Source organism: Kluyvera ascorbata ATCC 33433 (genome assembly GCF_000735365.1).
GTDB lineage: Bacteria > Pseudomonadota > Gammaproteobacteria > Enterobacterales > Enterobacteriaceae > Kluyvera > Kluyvera ascorbata.
In genome coordinates, this window is record NZ_JMPL01000008.1 from 37,562 (window position 1) to 54,120 (window position 16,559).

At 52.8% G+C, this 16,559-nt stretch carries 9 protein-coding genes; 3 read left to right on the top strand and 6 right to left on the bottom strand.

What is annotated here, in order from left to right:
* Positions 1–5: 5 nt before the first annotated feature.
* Positions 6–2,396 carry a maltodextrin phosphorylase gene (malP, locus tag GKAS_RS03985; protein ID WP_035892133.1) on the bottom strand — a complete coding sequence of 797 codons (2,391 nt, stop codon included), beginning with the start codon at positions 2,394–2,396 and terminating at the stop codon, positions 6–8.
* Positions 2,397–3,016: 620 nt separating this feature from the next.
* Here malP and malT point away from each other — a divergent pair.
* Positions 3,017–5,722, top strand: coding sequence for an HTH-type transcriptional regulator MalT (malT, locus tag GKAS_RS03990; protein WP_035892135.1), 2,706 nt, complete (start codon positions 3,017–3,019; stop codon positions 5,720–5,722).
* Positions 5,723–5,926: 204 nt separating this feature from the next.
* Positions 5,927–7,294 (top strand): glycoside-pentoside-hexuronide (GPH):cation symporter, encoded by a 1,368-nt coding sequence (locus GKAS_RS03995; protein ID WP_035892136.1) that lies wholly within the window; start codon positions 5,927–5,929, stop codon positions 7,292–7,294.
* Positions 7,295–7,335: 41 nt separating this feature from the next.
* On the opposite strand, the gene GKAS_RS04000 is transcribed toward GKAS_RS03995, so the two are convergent.
* The 3 genes from GKAS_RS04000 to glpE all read right to left on the bottom strand — a co-directional run bounded on the left by GKAS_RS04000 (position 7,336) and on the right by glpE (position 9,399).
* Positions 7,336–8,094, bottom strand: a complete 759-nt coding sequence (locus GKAS_RS04000; protein WP_035892137.1) for a DeoR/GlpR family transcriptional regulator — start codon at positions 8,092–8,094, stop codon at positions 7,336–7,338.
* Between the two features lie 17 nt (positions 8,095–8,111).
* Complete coding sequence (gene glpG / locus GKAS_RS04005) at positions 8,112–8,942, bottom strand: rhomboid family intramembrane serine protease GlpG (RefSeq protein WP_035892139.1); 831 nt, start codon at positions 8,940–8,942, stop codon at positions 8,112–8,114.
* Between the two features lie 121 nt (positions 8,943–9,063).
* Positions 9,064–9,399 carry a thiosulfate sulfurtransferase GlpE gene (gene glpE / locus GKAS_RS04010; RefSeq protein WP_035892140.1) on the bottom strand — a complete coding sequence of 112 codons (336 nt, stop codon included), beginning with the start codon at positions 9,397–9,399 and terminating at the stop codon, positions 9,064–9,066.
* A 201-nt stretch (positions 9,400–9,600) separates the two neighbouring features.
* On the opposite strand from glpE, the gene glpD reads away from it, so the two are divergent.
* Entirely contained in the window at positions 9,601–11,109 is a 1,509-nt protein-coding gene (gene glpD / locus GKAS_RS04015; RefSeq protein WP_035892141.1) for a glycerol-3-phosphate dehydrogenase, read from the top strand.
* A gap of 77 nt (positions 11,110–11,186) precedes the next feature.
* Here the strand turns inward: glpD and GKAS_RS04020 are convergent, their stop codons facing one another.
* Positions 11,187–13,880, bottom strand: coding sequence for an AAA domain-containing protein (locus GKAS_RS04020; RefSeq protein ID WP_035892142.1), 2,694 nt, complete (start codon positions 13,878–13,880; stop codon positions 11,187–11,189).
* Positions 13,881–14,104: 224 nt separating this feature from the next.
* Positions 14,105–16,552, bottom strand: coding sequence for a glycogen phosphorylase (gene glgP, locus GKAS_RS04025; RefSeq protein ID WP_035892143.1), 2,448 nt, complete (start codon positions 16,550–16,552; stop codon positions 14,105–14,107).
* Between the last annotated feature and the right edge of the window lie 7 nt (positions 16,553–16,559).

A 16,559-nucleotide genomic window follows, 5' to 3' on the forward strand; every position in this document is an offset into this window, starting at 1 on the left:
TGTCCTTAGCGTTTTGCCTGCCAGATGCGTTTCTGATAATCGCGGATAGAACGGTCAGAGCTGAACATGCCACAGCGAGCGGTGTTCAGGATTGCCGCACGGGTCCACGCGTCCTGATCGCGGTAGAGCACATCAACCTGCTTCTGCGCTTCAACATAAGCCGCAAAGTCCGCCATCACCAGGTACGGGTCACCGCCCTGCTTGCCAATGCTGTGCAGCATCTGGTCGAAAGCGTGTTTGTCGCCGTCGCTGTATTTGCCGCTTTCCAGCTCTTTGAGCACCGCGTCCAGCAGCTTGTCGGCTTTACGCCATTTCAGCGGATCGTAGCCTTTGGTTTTAAGTTCTTTCACCTGCTCGACGGTATGGCCGAAGATAAAGATGTTCTCAGAACCGACCTGCTCGGCGATTTCCACGTTCGCACCGTCCAGCGTACCGACGGTCAGCGCGCCGTTGAGCGCCAGCTTCATGTTGCCGGTACCGGAAGCTTCTTTACCCGCCGTGGAGATCTGCTCAGAGACATCCGCCGCCGGAATCAGCATCTCCGCCGCGGACACACAGTAATCCGGCAGGAAGACCACTTTCAGCTTATCGCCCACTTTCGGGTCGTTGTTGACGGCTTCGGCCACTTTGTTGATAGCAAAGATAATGTTCTTCGCCAGATAGTAGCCCGGTGCCGCCTTCGCCCCGAACAGGAACACGCGCGGTACGCGGTCGGCCTCTGGGTTTTCACGGATTTCTTTGTACAGCGCCAGAATGTGCAGCAGGTTCAGATGCTGACGTTTGTACTCGTGCAGGCGTTTGATTTGAATATCAAAAATCGCGTTGCTGGAGATCTCAATACCGGTGCGTGCCTTAACAAACTTCACCAGGCGCTCTTTGTTCGCCAGCTTGATGTCGCGGTACTGCTTACGGAACTTCGCATCGTCCGCATATTTTTCCAGATTGATCAGCTGATCGAGATCGTTCGCCCACTCTTTTTTCAGCGATTTATCCAGCAGCGCGGCAAGCGCCGGGTTGCACTGTTTGATCCAGCGACGCGGCGTGATGCCGTTGGTCACGTTGTGGAAACGGTTCGGCCAAAGCTGGTGATACTCCGGGAACAGGTCTTTCACTACCAGGTCAGAGTGCAGCGCTGCGACACCGTTAACCGCAAAACCGCTCACCACGCACATGTTCGCCATGCGCACCTGCTTGTTGTGCACCACGGCAAGTTTCGCCCAGACGGCTTCATCGCCCGGCCAGGTGGCATCAACCAGCTTCTTAAAGCGGTCGTTAATTTCTTTGATAATCTGCATGTGACGCGGCAGCAGCGCTTTCACCAGTTTCTCATCCCAGCACTCCAGCGCTTCTGGCATCAGGGTGTGGTTGGTGTAGGCGAAGGTTTTGCTGGTAATCGCCCACGCATCGTCCCAGCTCATCTGGTGCTCATCAATCAGCACGCGCAGCAGTTCAGGAATGGCGATGGTTGGGTGCGTATCATTAAGCTGGATCACTTCAAAATCAGCCAGTTCATGCAGCTTACGGCCCGCCAGATGGTGACGGCGCAGAATGTCAGCCACGGAGCAGGCGCACTGGAAGTACTGCTGCATCAGGCGCAGCTTTTTACCCGCGGTGTGGTTGTCGTTCGGGTACAGCACTTTGGTCAGCTTTTCGGCGTCGATACCCTGCTGCTCAGCGCGCAGGAAATCACCGTCATTGAATTTGGTCAGGTTAAATGGATGCGCGTGCTTGGCCTGCCACAGACGCAGCGGCTGCGCTACGCCGTTACGGTAACCCAGCACCGGCAGATCCCAGGCTTCACCGGTAATGGTGAACGCCGGCTGCCATTCCCCTTTGACAACTTTACCGCCAATGCCCACCTGCACGTCCAGCGCGGCGTTATGACGGAACCACGGGTAGCTGCCGCGCTGCCAGTCATCCGGCGCTTCCATCTGATGACCGTCGTCGAAGGACTGACGGAACAGGCCATATTGATAATTCAGACCATAGCCAGTCGCCGACTGGCCCACGGTCGCCATCGAGTCAAGGAAGCAGGCGGCCAGACGGCCCAGACCACCGTTGCCTAGCGCCGGGTCAGTCTCTTCTTCCAGCAGATCGGTCAGGTTGATGTTGTAGGCTTTCAGCGCGTCGCTCACTCCTTCGTACCAGCCGAGGTTAAGCAGGTTGTTGCCGGTCAGGCGGCCAATCAGGAACTCCATTGAAATGTAGTTCACGTGGCGCTGACCTTTCTCCGGCTTCGCTACCGGCTGCGCGGAGAGCTGTTCTGCCAGCGCACCGCTCACAGCCTGCCACCACTGGTGGGACGTCATCTCGGTGGCGGCCTGCAAGCCAAATCGCTGCCACTGACGCGTCAGGGCAGCCTGGAATGAATCGTGATTGAAAGTAGGCTGTGACATAGCGAATTCGAATCCTTTTACATAGACATTGGCGTTAGTGTGCCTGGCTGAATGAGGGACTTCCTCATCCCGTCCAGGATTAGACAGGGAGGAGTCGCAGGGATGAGCGAAAAGTGTGATCACCGCCACTATAACGTTAGCCGTTGGCGGTAATTTCGCTCAACTTTCATACAGCAAGGAGCATCCTTGTTCAGGAGGTCAGTGTCGCGGATCGCATCAAAGATATCTTCGGGCCGGGTCATAAAATGAAATGGCGTTTTGCGATAAATATGTAAATAAGGAAATGATTTCGTCACTAAATAAGCAACAAATTAATACGTATTATTTCTACGGAAATTTACGTGAACTGAATTTTTTTTAACGCCATTTATTTGAGTTCTTCCTCAAATATTATTTCACTCGTAACTACAACAGGTTATGTAAGCCAAGGTTTACGCACCCTGAGCGGCATTCTACGAAGATGGCATTAAATAGAAAAAATTGTGACATATAGCAAATTAGAAGACATCAAAACAGGACATAACTTGCAATACATAGTCATTTGACCGACCTTTGTATGGATTAATTACGAAGCGCAAAAAAAATCTCGTTTTCCAATCCTCACAGTGAAGTGATTAGCTATGTTGATTCCGTCAAAACTCAGTCGACCCGTCCGTCTCGATCACACCGTGATTCGCGACAGGCTGTTGGCGAAACTTTCCGGCGCGAACAATTATCGTCTGGCGCTGATTACCAGTCCGGCTGGCTATGGAAAGACAACGCTTATTTCACAATGGGCAGCAGGGATGAGCGACCTGGGCTGGTATTCTCTCGATGAAGGCGATAACCAGCAGGAACGTTTTGCCAGTTACCTCATTGCCGCTATCCAGCAGGCAACTGGAGGACACTGCGAGGCCAGCGAAAATATGGTGCAAAAGCGCCAGTACGCCAGCCTGAGCTCCCTATTCTCTCAGCTATTCATTGAATTAAGCGAATGGCAGCGACCGCTATACCTGGTCATTGATGACTATCACCTGATAACGAACCCTGTCATCCACGACGCGATGCGCTTTTTCCTGCGTCATCAGCCAGAAAATCTGACGCTGGTGGTGCTGTCACGTAACCTGCCGCAGTTGGGTATTGCCAACCTTCGCGTGCGTGACCAACTGCTGGAAATTGGCAGCCAACAGCTGTCGTTTACTCATGCAGAAACCAAACAGTTCTTCGACTGCCGCTTAGCTGCGCCGATTGAGGCCGCAGAAAGCAGCCGTCTGTGCGATGACGTTGCCGGCTGGGCCACCGCGCTTCAGCTGATTGCGCTCTCCGCACGTCAGCGTAACAACGCCACGCAGCACTCCGCGCGTCGTCTGGCAGGCATTAACGCCAGCCATCTGTCCGATTATCTGGTGGATGAAGTGCTGGATAACGTTGATCCAGAGACCCGCAACTTCCTGCTGAAAAGCTCGCTGCTACGTTCAATGAACGACTCGCTGATCGCCCGGGTAACCGGTGAAGAGAATGGTCAGATGCGTCTGGAAGAAATTGAGCGTCAGGGGCTGTTTGTGCAGCGCATGGATAATTCCGGCGAGTGGTTCAACTACCACCCGCTGTTTTGTAGTTTCCTGCGCCAACGCTGCCAGTGGGAACTGGCCGCCGAGCTGCCGGACATTCACCGCGCGGCGGCGGAAAGCTGGATGGCGCAAGGCTTCCCAAGCGAGGCCATTCATCACGCGCTGGCGGCGGGCGACCCAACCATGCTGCGCGATATTCTGCTCAACCACGCCTGGGGCCTGTTCCACCATAGCGAACTGGCTCTACTGGAAGAGTCACTCTCGGCTCTGCCGTGGGAAAGCCTGCTGGAGAACCCGCGCCTGGTGCTGCTGCAAGCCTGGCTGATGCAGAGCCAGCACCGCTACAGCGAAGTCAACACCCTGCTGGCCCGCGCCGAGCAGGAGATGACCTTTGAAATGGACTCCTCCCTGCACGGCGATTTCAACGCCCTGCGCGCCCAGGTGGCGATTAACGACGGTGACCAGGACGAAGCGGAACGCCTGTCTACGGTCGCGCTCGAAGAGCTGCCGCTGGCGAACTTTTATAGCCGCATCGTTGCCACCTCGGTACACGGTGAGGTGCTGCATTGCAAAGGTCTGCTGAGCCAGTCTATTGCCGTGATGCAGCAAACCGAACAGATGGCGCGCCGCCATGATATCTGGCATTACGCGCTGTGGAGCCTTATCCAGCAAAGCGAAATCCTGTTTGCTCAGGGCTTCCTGCAGGCTGCCTGGGAGTGTCAGGAAAAAGGCTTCCAGCTGATCCACGAGCAGCATCTTGAACAGCTACCGATGCATGAATTCCTGCTGCGCATCCGCGCGCAGCTGCTGTGGGCCTGGGCGCGTCTCGATGAAGCCGAAACCGCTGCACGAACCGGTATCGAAGTGTTGAGCGGCTTCCAGCCGCAGCAGCAGCTCCAGTGTCTGACGCTACAGGTACAGTGCTCGCTGGCGCGCGGCGACCTGGATAATGCCCGCAATCACCTGAACCGCCTTGAAAACCTGCTCGGTAACGGCGCGTACCACAGCGATTGGGTCTCCAACGCCGATAAAGTACGGGTCATTTACTGGCAGATGGTTGGCGACAAAAAAGCGGCGGCTAACTGGCTGCGCCATACGCCAAAGCCGGAGTTTGCCAATAACCACTTCCTGCAGGGCCAGTGGCGTAACATCGCCCGTGCGCAGATCCTGCTTGGCGAGTTCGACTCCGCCGAGATGGTGCTGGAAGAGTTAAACGAAAACGCGCGCGCGCTGCGCTTAATGAGCGATCTCAACCGCAACCTGCTGCTGCTCAACCAGCTGCACTGGCAGGCGGGTAACAAGAATGAAGCCCAGCGCGTACTGCTGGAAGCGTTGCAGCTTGCTAACCGCACCGGGTTTATCAGTCACTTCGTGATTGAAGGTGAAGCGATGGCGCAGCAGCTACGTCAGCTAATTCAGCTCAATACGCTGCCGGAGCTCGACCAGCACCGCGCCCAGCGCATTCTGCGTGAGATTAACCAGCACCACCGTCACAAGTTTGCCCACTTCGATGAAAGCTTCGTCGAACGCCTGCTGAATCATCCGGAAGTGCCGGAGCTTATCCGCACCAGCCCGCTCACCCAGCGTGAGTGGCAGGTTCTGGGGCTTATCTACTCGGGCTACAGCAACGAGCAGATTGCCGGCGAGCTGGATGTGGCGGCAACCACCATCAAAACGCATATCCGCAATCTCTATCAGAAGCTCGGCGTGGCGCACCGTCAGGACGCGGTACTGCACGCGCAGAACTTGCTGAAGATGATGGGCTACGGCGTGTAATTTGTGCCTGATGGTGCGGTACTTATCGGGCCTACATACGTTGTAGCCCCGATAAGACGTGGCTTACATAAAATAGCAAAGAGATAGCTGCGTCACATTAGAGAATTAACATAAGCCCAAAGTGAAAAATTAGAATACTCAGGCTGAAGGCCACCTTTTATAAATAGTGTCGTATGTTGGCACGTAATAATAAAAGGTGACCCTATGTCGGCATTAACCGAAAAAATCAGTAACAAAGAGAAGTTTGGATTTGGCCTGGGCGATGCCGCCAGCCATATCGTATTCGACTCTTCCGTTGCCATTCTTGCTTATTTCTATACGAATATCTATGGATTACCCCCGGCGGTAATGGGGACATTATTTTTAGTTGTCAGGGTATTGGACGCCATTACCGACCCGATTATGGGCGCAATTGCTGACCAGACCAAAAGCCGCTGGGGCCGTTTCCGCCCATGGTTGCTGATTATTTGCGTTCCGTTTGCCGTTAGCTGCGTACTGGTATATTCCACGCCAAACTTCGAACAAACCGGGAAAATTGTCTACGCCGTTATTGCCTATATATTTATGACCCTTATGTATACGGCAATTAATATTCCATACTGCTCGCTGGGCGCGGCTATTACCGCAGACCCACGAGAAAACCTCTCCCTGCAATCCTGGCGCTTTGCCGTCGCACCAATTGGCGGCGCAATGGGTACCGCGCTAATCCTACCGCTGGCAGACCTGATTGCTCCCGGCGACAGAGCGACCGGTATGCAGTGGGCGATGGGGATTTTCGGCGTTATCGGCTGCATCATGTTCCTGATCTGCTTTATGACCACCCGCGAACGTATTACGCCGGTGAAAGAGGAGAACCTGAACATTTTGCGCGATGTGCGCATTCTGATGAAAAACGATCAGTGGTGCGTGCTGTCGGTATATAACCTGGCAATGCTCTGTGGCGTCGTGGTTCGCGGTAGCCTGCTGGTTTATTTCGTACAATATATTTTGCAACAAGGCAGCAGCGTTATTTCCATTTTTATGCTAGCCACCACTATTGCCGCCGTCGTTGGCAGCCTGATGGCAAAATATATTGGCTCGTGGATGTGTAAAATCCGCGCCTCGGTGTGGGTTAATATCCTCAGCGCGTTATTTGGTTTGCTGTTCCTTGTACTGCCAACAGAATACTGGATGCCCGCGTTTATCGTCCACGTCGTCCTTAATATTCTTCAGGGCATTAACGCTCCGCTGCAGTGGTCCATGATTACCGATGCAAATAACTACGGTGAATGGAAAACCCAGCGTCGTATTACCGGCATGAACGTGGCAGCAAATATCTTTATTATCAAACTGGGTGTCGCCATCGGCGGTGCGTTAACCGGCTGGGGCCTGGCGTTCTATGGGTATCAGGCGGGGGTTGAGCAACAATCAGCGGAAGCCATCCGCGGGGTATTAATCCTGTTTACGGTACTACCGGCCATCTTCTATCTGATTACCGCTATCTCTATCCGCTACTACCGCCTGACGGAAGACCGCATGAACCATATCGTGGCCGATCTCAGCGAAGGTAAATTCCAGCAGCAGATGTCTTAAAATGTAGCCCGGCATCACGTCGTGACGCCGGGCTACAAGATTCAGCATAGCTCTAGCTGCACATCATTTTCCGCAATTACCTGCATCACGCCCGGCGGTGGCAAAACGTCGGTAAAGACGGCGTCCACCAGACTGATGCTGCCCATGTTCACCATCGCGTTACGACCAAATTTCGAATGGTCGACGACCAGAATCACGTGGCGGGAGTTGTCGATAATCGCGCGCTTGGTACGCACCTCGTGGTAGTCAAACTCCAGCAGCGAACCGTCGCTGTCGATACCGCTTATCCCCAGAATGCCAAAATCCAGGCGGAACTGGGAGATAAAGTCGAGCGTCGCTTCCCCGATGATCCCACCGTCCCGGCTGCGCAGTTCGCCGCCAGCCAGGATAATGCGGAAATCTTCTTTCACCATCAGCGTGTTGGCCACGTTCAGGTTGTTGGTCACAATACGCAGATCGCTGTGATTAAGCAGCGCATGAGCCACCGCTTCCGGCGTGGTGCCGATATCGATAAACAGCGCGGAGCCGTTCGGGATCTGGCTTGCCACCTTCTGGGCAATACGCTCTTTTTCTAACGCCAGGGTCGCCTTACGGTCATGCCAGGAGGCGTTCACCGAGCTGGACGGCAGCGCCGCACCACCGTGGTGACGCAGGATCTTTTTCTGATCCGCAAGGTCATTCAAATCACGACGAATGGTCTGTGGGCTTACGGAAAAATGCTCCACCAGCTCTTCGGTACTCACGTACCCCTGAAGTTTTACCAGCTCGATTATCGCGTCATGACGTTGTGTTTGTTTCATGATGAATCCCTGGAAAATTATGCTCGCTTGCGCACATTAATCGTATCGACGAAGGCCATAGCCAGGCCAATCACCAGCCCGGTGACGTGCGCGCCGTTCGCAATGGACATCCCAAAAACGTTAAACCATCCGGCAACCAGCCAGATGAGTGAAAACATAATCAGCCCGCGCGGCAGGAAAATACCGCTCTGCGGGTCACGCTCGCCGCGCAGCCAGGCATAGCCCATTAAGGCATACACCACACCGGAAAGGCCACCAAACCACGGGCCACTGAACTGGTGCTGAATAAAGCCGCTCAGCAACGCGCTTATCACGGTAATCACCACCAGTTTGCCGCTGCCAATGCGCTTTTCAACCGCACCGCCGAGGTACCACCACCATAGCAGGTTGAAGAGGATATGGACGAATGAGAAATGCATTAACGCGTGGGTAAAGTAGCGCCAGAGCTCAAATTTCAGCGAATCATCGTACGGCCAGGCAAGCCAGATCATCACCGCCTGATCGCCCAGCACGCTCATCAGGATAAACACCAGAATGCAGGCGGCCATGATGGTCATCGTCACCGGACCAGCACCGGCCTTTAGCGCGGCCAGGAAAGGGAAACGACGGTAGTGCAGGCCACTGTTGGTCTGCCCGGATTGCCAGCTTGCCGCCAGATAACGCGGGTCGGCCGGATTCGCCAGAAAACGTTCCAGCTCTTCGCGTACGCGCGTTTCCTGCGATTCATCGGAAAGCCAGACATCGCTTCGCGCATGCTGCTGGATAGTCAGAATAACGCCCTGTGTTGCCATATAGTCAACAAAAGCCTGGGCAACACGAGGGTTGGTAAAAGAGGTGATCATCAACATCAGCAGGTCGCTTCTATTCCACACAAAAGGGGACAGTATATACCCAAACCCTTACGGATGCGTTGCAGCGGCGTGCAAAGGCCGCCCAACGGGAGACGGCATCTGGAAGGGAAAAACGAGTTCAGTCCTGGAAACCGGCGTGTACCACTTCAGCTGGGAAGTGGCGATGCCAGGCATCAAAGCCACCGTCGACACTGTAAACCTGGTCGTAGCCTTGTTGTAGCAGGTACTGCGCCGCGCCTTTACTGCTGTTGCCGTGATAGCACATCACCATCACCGGGGTTTCGAAATCGTTATCGCGCATAAACGCGCCAAGCGTGTCGTTGGTCAGATGGAATGCGCCTGGGGTATGACCCATGGCAAAGCTCTGCGGGTCGCGAATATCCACCAGCACCGCATTATTCTGCTGAAGCTTCTGGTGCGCCTGTTCTACGTTAATACATTCAAACTGATCCATGGTGCTCTCTTATCGTTATGGCAGGTGTCTTGCTGACGACATTTTACCGCCAAGTGTACGTCTTCACGGTACGTAAACGCCAATATGTTATGCACATCACTCTAAAATGTTTTTTCTATGTTACCAAAAGCGCGTTTACTTGCTATTATGAGCGATAACGAACATTAATGAGCTATAACGAAAGTCTCAGAGGTAGCAATAATGGAAACCAAAGATCTGATTGTGATAGGTGGCGGCATTAACGGTGCAGGCATTGCGGCAGATGCAGCAGGACGCGGGTTATCCGTACTGATGCTGGAAGCCAGAGACCTGGCCTGCGCCACCTCCAGCGCGAGCTCAAAACTGATCCACGGCGGTCTGCGCTACCTTGAACACTACGAATTCCGCCTGGTAAGCGAAGCGCTGGCCGAGCGTGAAGTGCTGCTGAAAATGGCCCCGCATATCGCTATCCCGATGCGTTTCCGCCTGCCGCATCGCCCGCACCTGCGCCCGGCGTGGATGATTCGCACCGGCCTGTTTATGTACGATCATCTGGGCAAACGAACCAGTCTGCCGGCCTCTACCGGTTTGCGTTTTGGCGCAGAATCCGTACTGAAGCCGGAGATCGTGCGCGGTTTCGAATATTCCGACTGCTGGGTCGACGATGCGCGCCTGGTGCTCGCCAACGCGCAGATGGTGGTTAAGAAAGGCGGTGAAGTCCGTACCCGCACCCGTGCCATCTCGGCAAAACGTGAAAACGGCCTGTGGGTCGTCGAAGCGGAAGATATCGACAGCGGTGAAAAATTCCGCTGGCAGGCTCGCGGCCTGGTGAACGCCACCGGTCCATGGGTGAAACAGTTCTTTGACGACGGCATGCACCTGCCATCGCCGTACGGCATTCGCCTGATTAAAGGCAGCCATATCGTGGTACCGCGCGTGCATAGCCAGAAGCAGGCCTATATTTTACAAAACGAAGATAAGCGTATTGTCTTCGTGATCCCGTGGATGGATGAGTTCTCGATCATCGGCACCACCGACGTGGAGTACCACGGCGATCCGAAAAACGTTGAGATCGACGAGAGCGAAATTAACTATCTGCTGAAGGTCTACAACGGCCACTTTAAAAAGCAGCTCGCCCGTGAAGATATCGTCTGGACTTACTCCGGCGTGCGCCCGCTGTGCGATGACGAGTCCGATTCGCCACAGGCCATCACCCGCGATTACACGCTGGACATTCACGACGACCACGGTAAAGCCCCACTGCTGTCGGTCTTTGGCGGTAAGCTCACCACCTATCGTAAGCTCGCCGAGCACGCGCTGGAGAAACTGGCACCGTACTACAGCGGTATTGGCCCAGCGTGGACCAAAGGCGCGGTGCTACCGGGCGGTGAGATTGGCAATGACCGCGATGACTACGCGGCGAAGCTGCGCCGTCGCTATCCATTCATTACCGAATCGCTGGCCCGCCACTTTGCCCGTACCTACGGCAGCAACAGTGAGCTGATTATTGGCGAGGCGAAGGATATTGCCGGGCTGGGTGAAGATTTCGGCCATGAGTTTTATGAAGCCGAACTGCGCTACCTGGTCGAACACGAGTGGGTCCGCCGTCTGGACGATGCTATCTGGCGTCGGACCAAACAGGGGATGTGGCTCAACGCCGAGCAGCAGTCGCGTATTAGCGAATGGTTGGTGAAAACGCTGGGAAAGCCTGAAATGTCGTTGGCGTCGTGAATCTTCCCTGGGCTACGAACCCGTACTTGGTTCATGGCCCAGGCTTTAGAGTTCCCAGCAAATCGGAACACTAGCATTTATTCAACATAGCCCTCATTGCGTTCCTGCAACATCATATTGAGTAAAAATACGGCTATTTTATCTTCAATTTGGCTATCGATGGTGCGTAAACGCAACAATCCAATGCCGCAGGTTTGCAGTATGCTTTCTTTGAGTGCATCACGTTCACGCTGCTCTGAATGTTCATGTGTCCCACCATCTATCTCAATAACTGCTACAGGTTGTTTACCCACCTTGTAATAGAAAACGAAATCACAGCTCGCTCCCTGCGCCATAAATTCCTGCTGACGAGCAGTAAAGCGATCGTCCACGCAGGTAATCAGTTGCCGGAGTAGAATCTGGGAATGCACGGTAAGAGAATGATAAGCCGGTTGTTGGAGAGCATCACGGATCAACTGAGCCGCAATTTGCTCAGAACGAAAGCGGGAATCCTTTACATTGAGCCTAGCTTTCAACTTCTCCAGTGAATGATCATATTCTTGATACAGCAGGTCAAAAGCGCTAACCACTGGGCTATGGTGTATTTGTTCATTATCCGCGTAGTAGGTCATATAGCGAATAAGCGCAGCAATATGCTGATTATTAACAGTGAAAACGTTATTCCCCGTCACCAGCGTAAAGTGTTTTTGCGCACGTGAAACCGCAACGTTAATTAACTGGGGATCATCAACAAAATTAATCGCCCTTTCATTGGCTTTCTTATCAAGCACCGTGGAAAAGACAATCTCTTCGCATTCTCGTCCCTGGAATTTATGCACTGTCGCGCTAATGAACGCCGGATCAAGTGCGCGGCCAGAAAGCACTACCTGCGCATTATAGGGGGCAATGAAGCCACGGCTGCCTGCATCATCCCAGCTTACTACGTTTAATGACTCCAGCTCGCGCAAATTACTATTGCGTCGTTCATGATTACCTCTGGCCGTTACCACTAACGATAGTGCTGATTCTCCGTTATCTCTGGTCATCGCAATAAGTTCATTATCATAGAATTGCTTATTACAGAATTGGATAATTTTAGGATGGCAACGATAGTGCTCCTTCAAAAGTGTTACCGGCAGCGCATCGCCATAAAGAGAAAACATTGAATCCAGTAAACTTTTTTCGACACAATCGTAGTGTGCGGAAGGAGCTGGGCCGGAGTGCTTATCCGGAACATGAGGCAGCTGTTTACGATCACCCACAACAATCACATTTCTGGCACAAGCAAGTGCCAGAATGCCAGGCACAATATCCTGCTGGGATGCTTCATCGATAATGACATAATCCAGTAATGTACCTGCAGACAGTGAGTTAATAATCGAATGTGTGCTGCTACCAATTATCGGATAACGTTGCAAAAAGGCATCGAATTCTTTCTGGTAGTTATCAGTACTAAATTGCGTATTTGTAACTATCGATTGCCGTAGATGCTCACGTAAAAAGTCCATCGAATCCTGAGTGAATTTTTTTTGTAAGGCTAAAGCGTTAGCCGCTTCCAGAATACTCTCGCTTTCAGCCAGTGATTTACGAGCCTGACGCAAGCGGGTGATATAATAATAACGTTGTAAAGCAAAGAAGAAAAATTGTCTCTTTTCTGTATTTTCCAACGGACGTGAATTTAAAATACCAAATTTAAAAAACAGCTTAAAACGATCACGCCAGCGAATATTTCCCGGTGGCAGTGACTGCACATAAACCATCGCATCAGTTATTTTATTATTTAAAATTCGATAGTTTTCAACATTCGGTAAAGAATGGATGCCTTGGTTATGTAACCACTGATTGAGATATTTTTCTTCAATACACAACTCATCAATCTCAGCACGTCGCTGTGCTATGTCATTTTGCGCTCGCAAGGTACTTTTTATCTGCTTAAGCTGCTGAGTTATAGCGCTGATATCGGGAACAACAATTGGCACATGTTGAGGTACCACTGGCTGGGAAGCAAAAAATGCGTCCCTATTATCAGCACTACCTAAACGGGCAACGACATAATCCAATCCAACCTTTTCCAGTTTTTCGTAGACGTTTGTTACTGCCGTATTGTTATTAGAAACTACAGCGACACTGCCGTTGTTTAATAAAATATTGGCGAGAATATTCAGGATAGTCTGAGTTTTTCCGGTCCCTGGCGGTCCTTCTATCACTGATATTTGAGAGCTAAATGCCTGTTCAACGGCGTTGAGCTGACTTTCATTCATGCCGAAGGGAAAAACCAGATTTTCGGGCTTGCACCGGGCTGCATTATTTCCGTTAGCGTAGGCTTCAAGTACCGTGTCAGGATGCGCCACGACTTTATCCAACTGTCGGAGTATATTCTCAATAATAGGCCGCTGACTGTGGCTGGCATTCGCGACTCGTCGTTCGGCAACATGACGGAAGTAGCTGAAAACGGAACCTTTTTTTAAATCGGTTGCTAATAAGAACCGTACATCTTTAGCCGCCATCACTTCACAGGGTTTATCATCTGCGTAATAAATAATTGCGTATTTATCACCAACTATCTCTGCATGCTCAATAGCCTGAATACCAGGATTATTTTTTTGGATTAGCAGCGTACCGTTGGCACGTACTGTGGGATCAATGCTACAGACGCTAAACGGATATGTATATTGTTTGCCTGAATGAAAATGACAGGTCAGCTCAATGCGTTTTCTGCCTGGATGATAGTTCATAGTCCAGTCAGAGAGCTGTGTTGTTCTATTTTCCCCGTTGATACGGATGGTAGCCATTCACTTCTCCATAAGGCGGGCGTTTATGCTCCTCGCCCAGATTCCCATCTTTACAGTAATAAACCGTATATCATCGATATACAGCCCTTCTTCATTAACAGGCCATTCGACCTTGAGAAACACTGAGTATATAAGCTAAAACAACTAATCTATCCTCACTTCTTTAATATTTCGAGCATAAAAAAACGGAACCAACTGGTTCCGTTTTATGACGCTATAAAAAACTACAGTCTCACCGGCTCAATGTGCCAGATATTCTCCGCATACTCCTGGATCGTGCGGTCAGAAGAGAAGTAGCCCATGTTGGCGATGTTGAGCATCGCTTTGGTGGTCCACTCTTCAGGTTCCAGATACAGCTCGTCAACCTTGTCCTGGCAGTCCACATAGCTGCGATAGTCCGCCAGCACCTGGTAGTGGTCACCGAAGTTAATCAGCGAATCCACCAGGTCACGGTAGCGGCCCGGCTCGCTCGGGCTGAACACGCCAGTGCCGATTTGCGTCAGAACCTGACGCAGCTCTTCATCCTGCTCGTAGTAGTCGCGCGGGCTATAGCCTTTGCGACGCAGCGCTTCCACCTCTTCAGCGGTGTTACCGAAGATAAAGAAGTTATCCGCCCCAACGTGCTCCTGCATCTCAACGTTGGCCCCGTCCAGCGTACCAATCGTCAACGCCCCGTTGAGCGCGAACTTCATGTTACTGGTGCCGGATGCCTCGGTGCCCGCCAGCGAGATCTGCTCGGAGAGATCCGCCGCCGGGATGATCATCTGCGCCAGGCTCACGCTGTAGTTCGGGATAAAGACCACTTTCAGCTTGTCGCCAATTTGTGGATCGTTGTTGATCACATTCGCCACATCGTTGATCAAGTGGATAATGTGCTTCGCCATGTAGTACGCGGAAGCCGCTTTACCCGCGAAGATGTTCACACGCGGTACCCACTTCGCATCCGGATCGGCCTTGATGCGGTTGTAGCGGGTAATCACATGCAGCACGTTCATCAACTGACGCTTGTACTCGTGAATACGCTTTATCTGCACGTCGAACAGCGCGTTCGGGTTCACCACCACGTTGAGATTCTGGGCGATAAAGGCCGCGAGACGCTTTTTGTTCTCAAGCTTGGCGTGATGCACCGCCTGATTCACTTTCGGATAGTCGATATGCTGCTCTAACTCTTGCAGCTGGCTCAGGTCAGAACGCCAGGTCTGACCGATATTTTCATCCAGCACATCGGAGAGCGCCGGGTTCGCCAGCGCCAGCCAGCGACGTGGCGTCACGCCGTTGGTCACGTTGGTAAAGCGCATCGGGAAGATGGCGGCGAAGTCAGCAAACAGCGACTGCACCATCAGGTTCGAGTGCAGCTCAGAAACGCCGTTGACTTTCTTACTCACCACCACCGCCAGCCACGCCATACGCACGCGACGGCCGTTGGACTCATCGATGATCGACGTGCGGCTCAGCAGCCCGGTATCGTTCGGGTACTGCTCCTGCAACGTTTTCAGGAAGTAGTCGTTAATCTCGAAGATAATCTGCAGGTGACGCGGCAGAATCTTGCCGAGCATATCGACCGGCCAGGTTTCCAGCGCCTCGCTCATCAGCGTGTGGTTGGTGTACGAGAAGACCTGACAGGTGACGGTGAACGCCTCATCCCAGCTAAACTTGTGTTCGTCAATCAGCAGGCGCATCAGCTCAGGAATTGACAACACCGGGTGGGTGTCATTGAGGTGAATGGCAATTTTATCCGCCAGGTTGTCATAGGTTTTATGCAACATGTAGTGGCGGCTTAAAATATCCTGCACCGTGGCCGAAACCAGGAAGTACTCCTGACGCAGACGCAGTTCGCGCCCAGAGTAGGTCGAGTCATCCGGGTAGAGCACGCGGGACACGTTCTCGGAGTGGTTTTTATCTTCCACCGCCGCGAAATAGTCGCCCTGGTTAAACTTACCGAGGTTGATTTCGCTACTGGCCTGCGCGTTCCACAGACGCAGCGTGTTGGTCGCGTCGGTATCGTAGCCCGGGATAATCTGGTCGTAAGCCACCGCCAGAATCTCTTCTGTTTCCAGCCAGTGGCTGGTTTTGCCTTCCATCTGCACGCGGCCGCCGAAGCGAACCTTATAGCGCGTGTTGTGGCGCGGGAACTCCCACGGGTTACCGTATTCCAGCCAGTAGTCCGGAGACTCTTTCTGACGACCGTCGACGATGTTCTGTTTGAACATGCCGTAATCGTAGCGAATGCCGTAGCCGCGGCCCGGCAGCGCCAGGGTTGCCAGCGAGTCGAGGAAGCAGGCTGCCAGACGACCTAAGCCACCGTTGCCAAGCCCTGGGTCATTCTCTTCGTCGATCAGTTCTTCCAGGTCTAACCCCATTCCTTCCAGCGCGTTTTTCACGTCGTCATAAAGACCTAACGACAACAGCGCATTGGAAAGCGTGCGGCCAATCAAAAACTCCATCGACAGGTAGTAAACCTGGCGAGTTTCCTGGGAAAGCTGCGCGCGGTTAGAGCGCAGCCAGCGTTCAACCAGGCGATCGCGCACGGCAAACAGCGTGGCGTTCAGCCATTCGTGTTTATTCGCGATAGCCGGATCTTTCCCGATGGTAAACATCAGCTTATAGGCAATAGAGTGCTTCAGTGCCTCAACGCTGAGAGTCGGTGATGCATACGAAAAAGGTGCATTCATAACTAAG

Coding starts and splice junctions, on each gene's coding strand:
- glpG (WP_035892139.1), bottom strand. CDS start 8,942: ATGTTGATGATCACCTCTTTTACCAACCCTCGTGTTGCCCAGGCTTTT.
- glpD (WP_035892141.1), top strand. CDS start 9,601: ATGGAAACCAAAGATCTGATTGTGATAGGTGGCGGCATTAACGGTGCA.
- GKAS_RS04020 (WP_035892142.1), bottom strand. CDS start 13,880: ATGGCTACCATCCGTATCAACGGGGAAAATAGAACAACACAGCTCTCT.
- malP (WP_035892133.1), bottom strand. CDS start 2,396: ATGTCACAGCCTACTTTCAATCACGATTCATTCCAGGCTGCCCTGACG.
- GKAS_RS04000 (WP_035892137.1), bottom strand. CDS start 8,094: ATGAAACAAACACAACGTCATGACGCGATAATCGAGCTGGTAAAACTT.
- glpE (WP_035892140.1), bottom strand. CDS start 9,399: ATGGATCAGTTTGAATGTATTAACGTAGAACAGGCGCACCAGAAGCTT.
- glgP (WP_035892143.1), bottom strand. CDS start 16,552: ATGAATGCACCTTTTTCGTATGCATCACCGACTCTCAGCGTTGAGGCA.
- malT (WP_035892135.1), top strand. CDS start 3,017: ATGTTGATTCCGTCAAAACTCAGTCGACCCGTCCGTCTCGATCACACC.
- GKAS_RS03995 (WP_035892136.1), top strand. CDS start 5,927: ATGTCGGCATTAACCGAAAAAATCAGTAACAAAGAGAAGTTTGGATTT.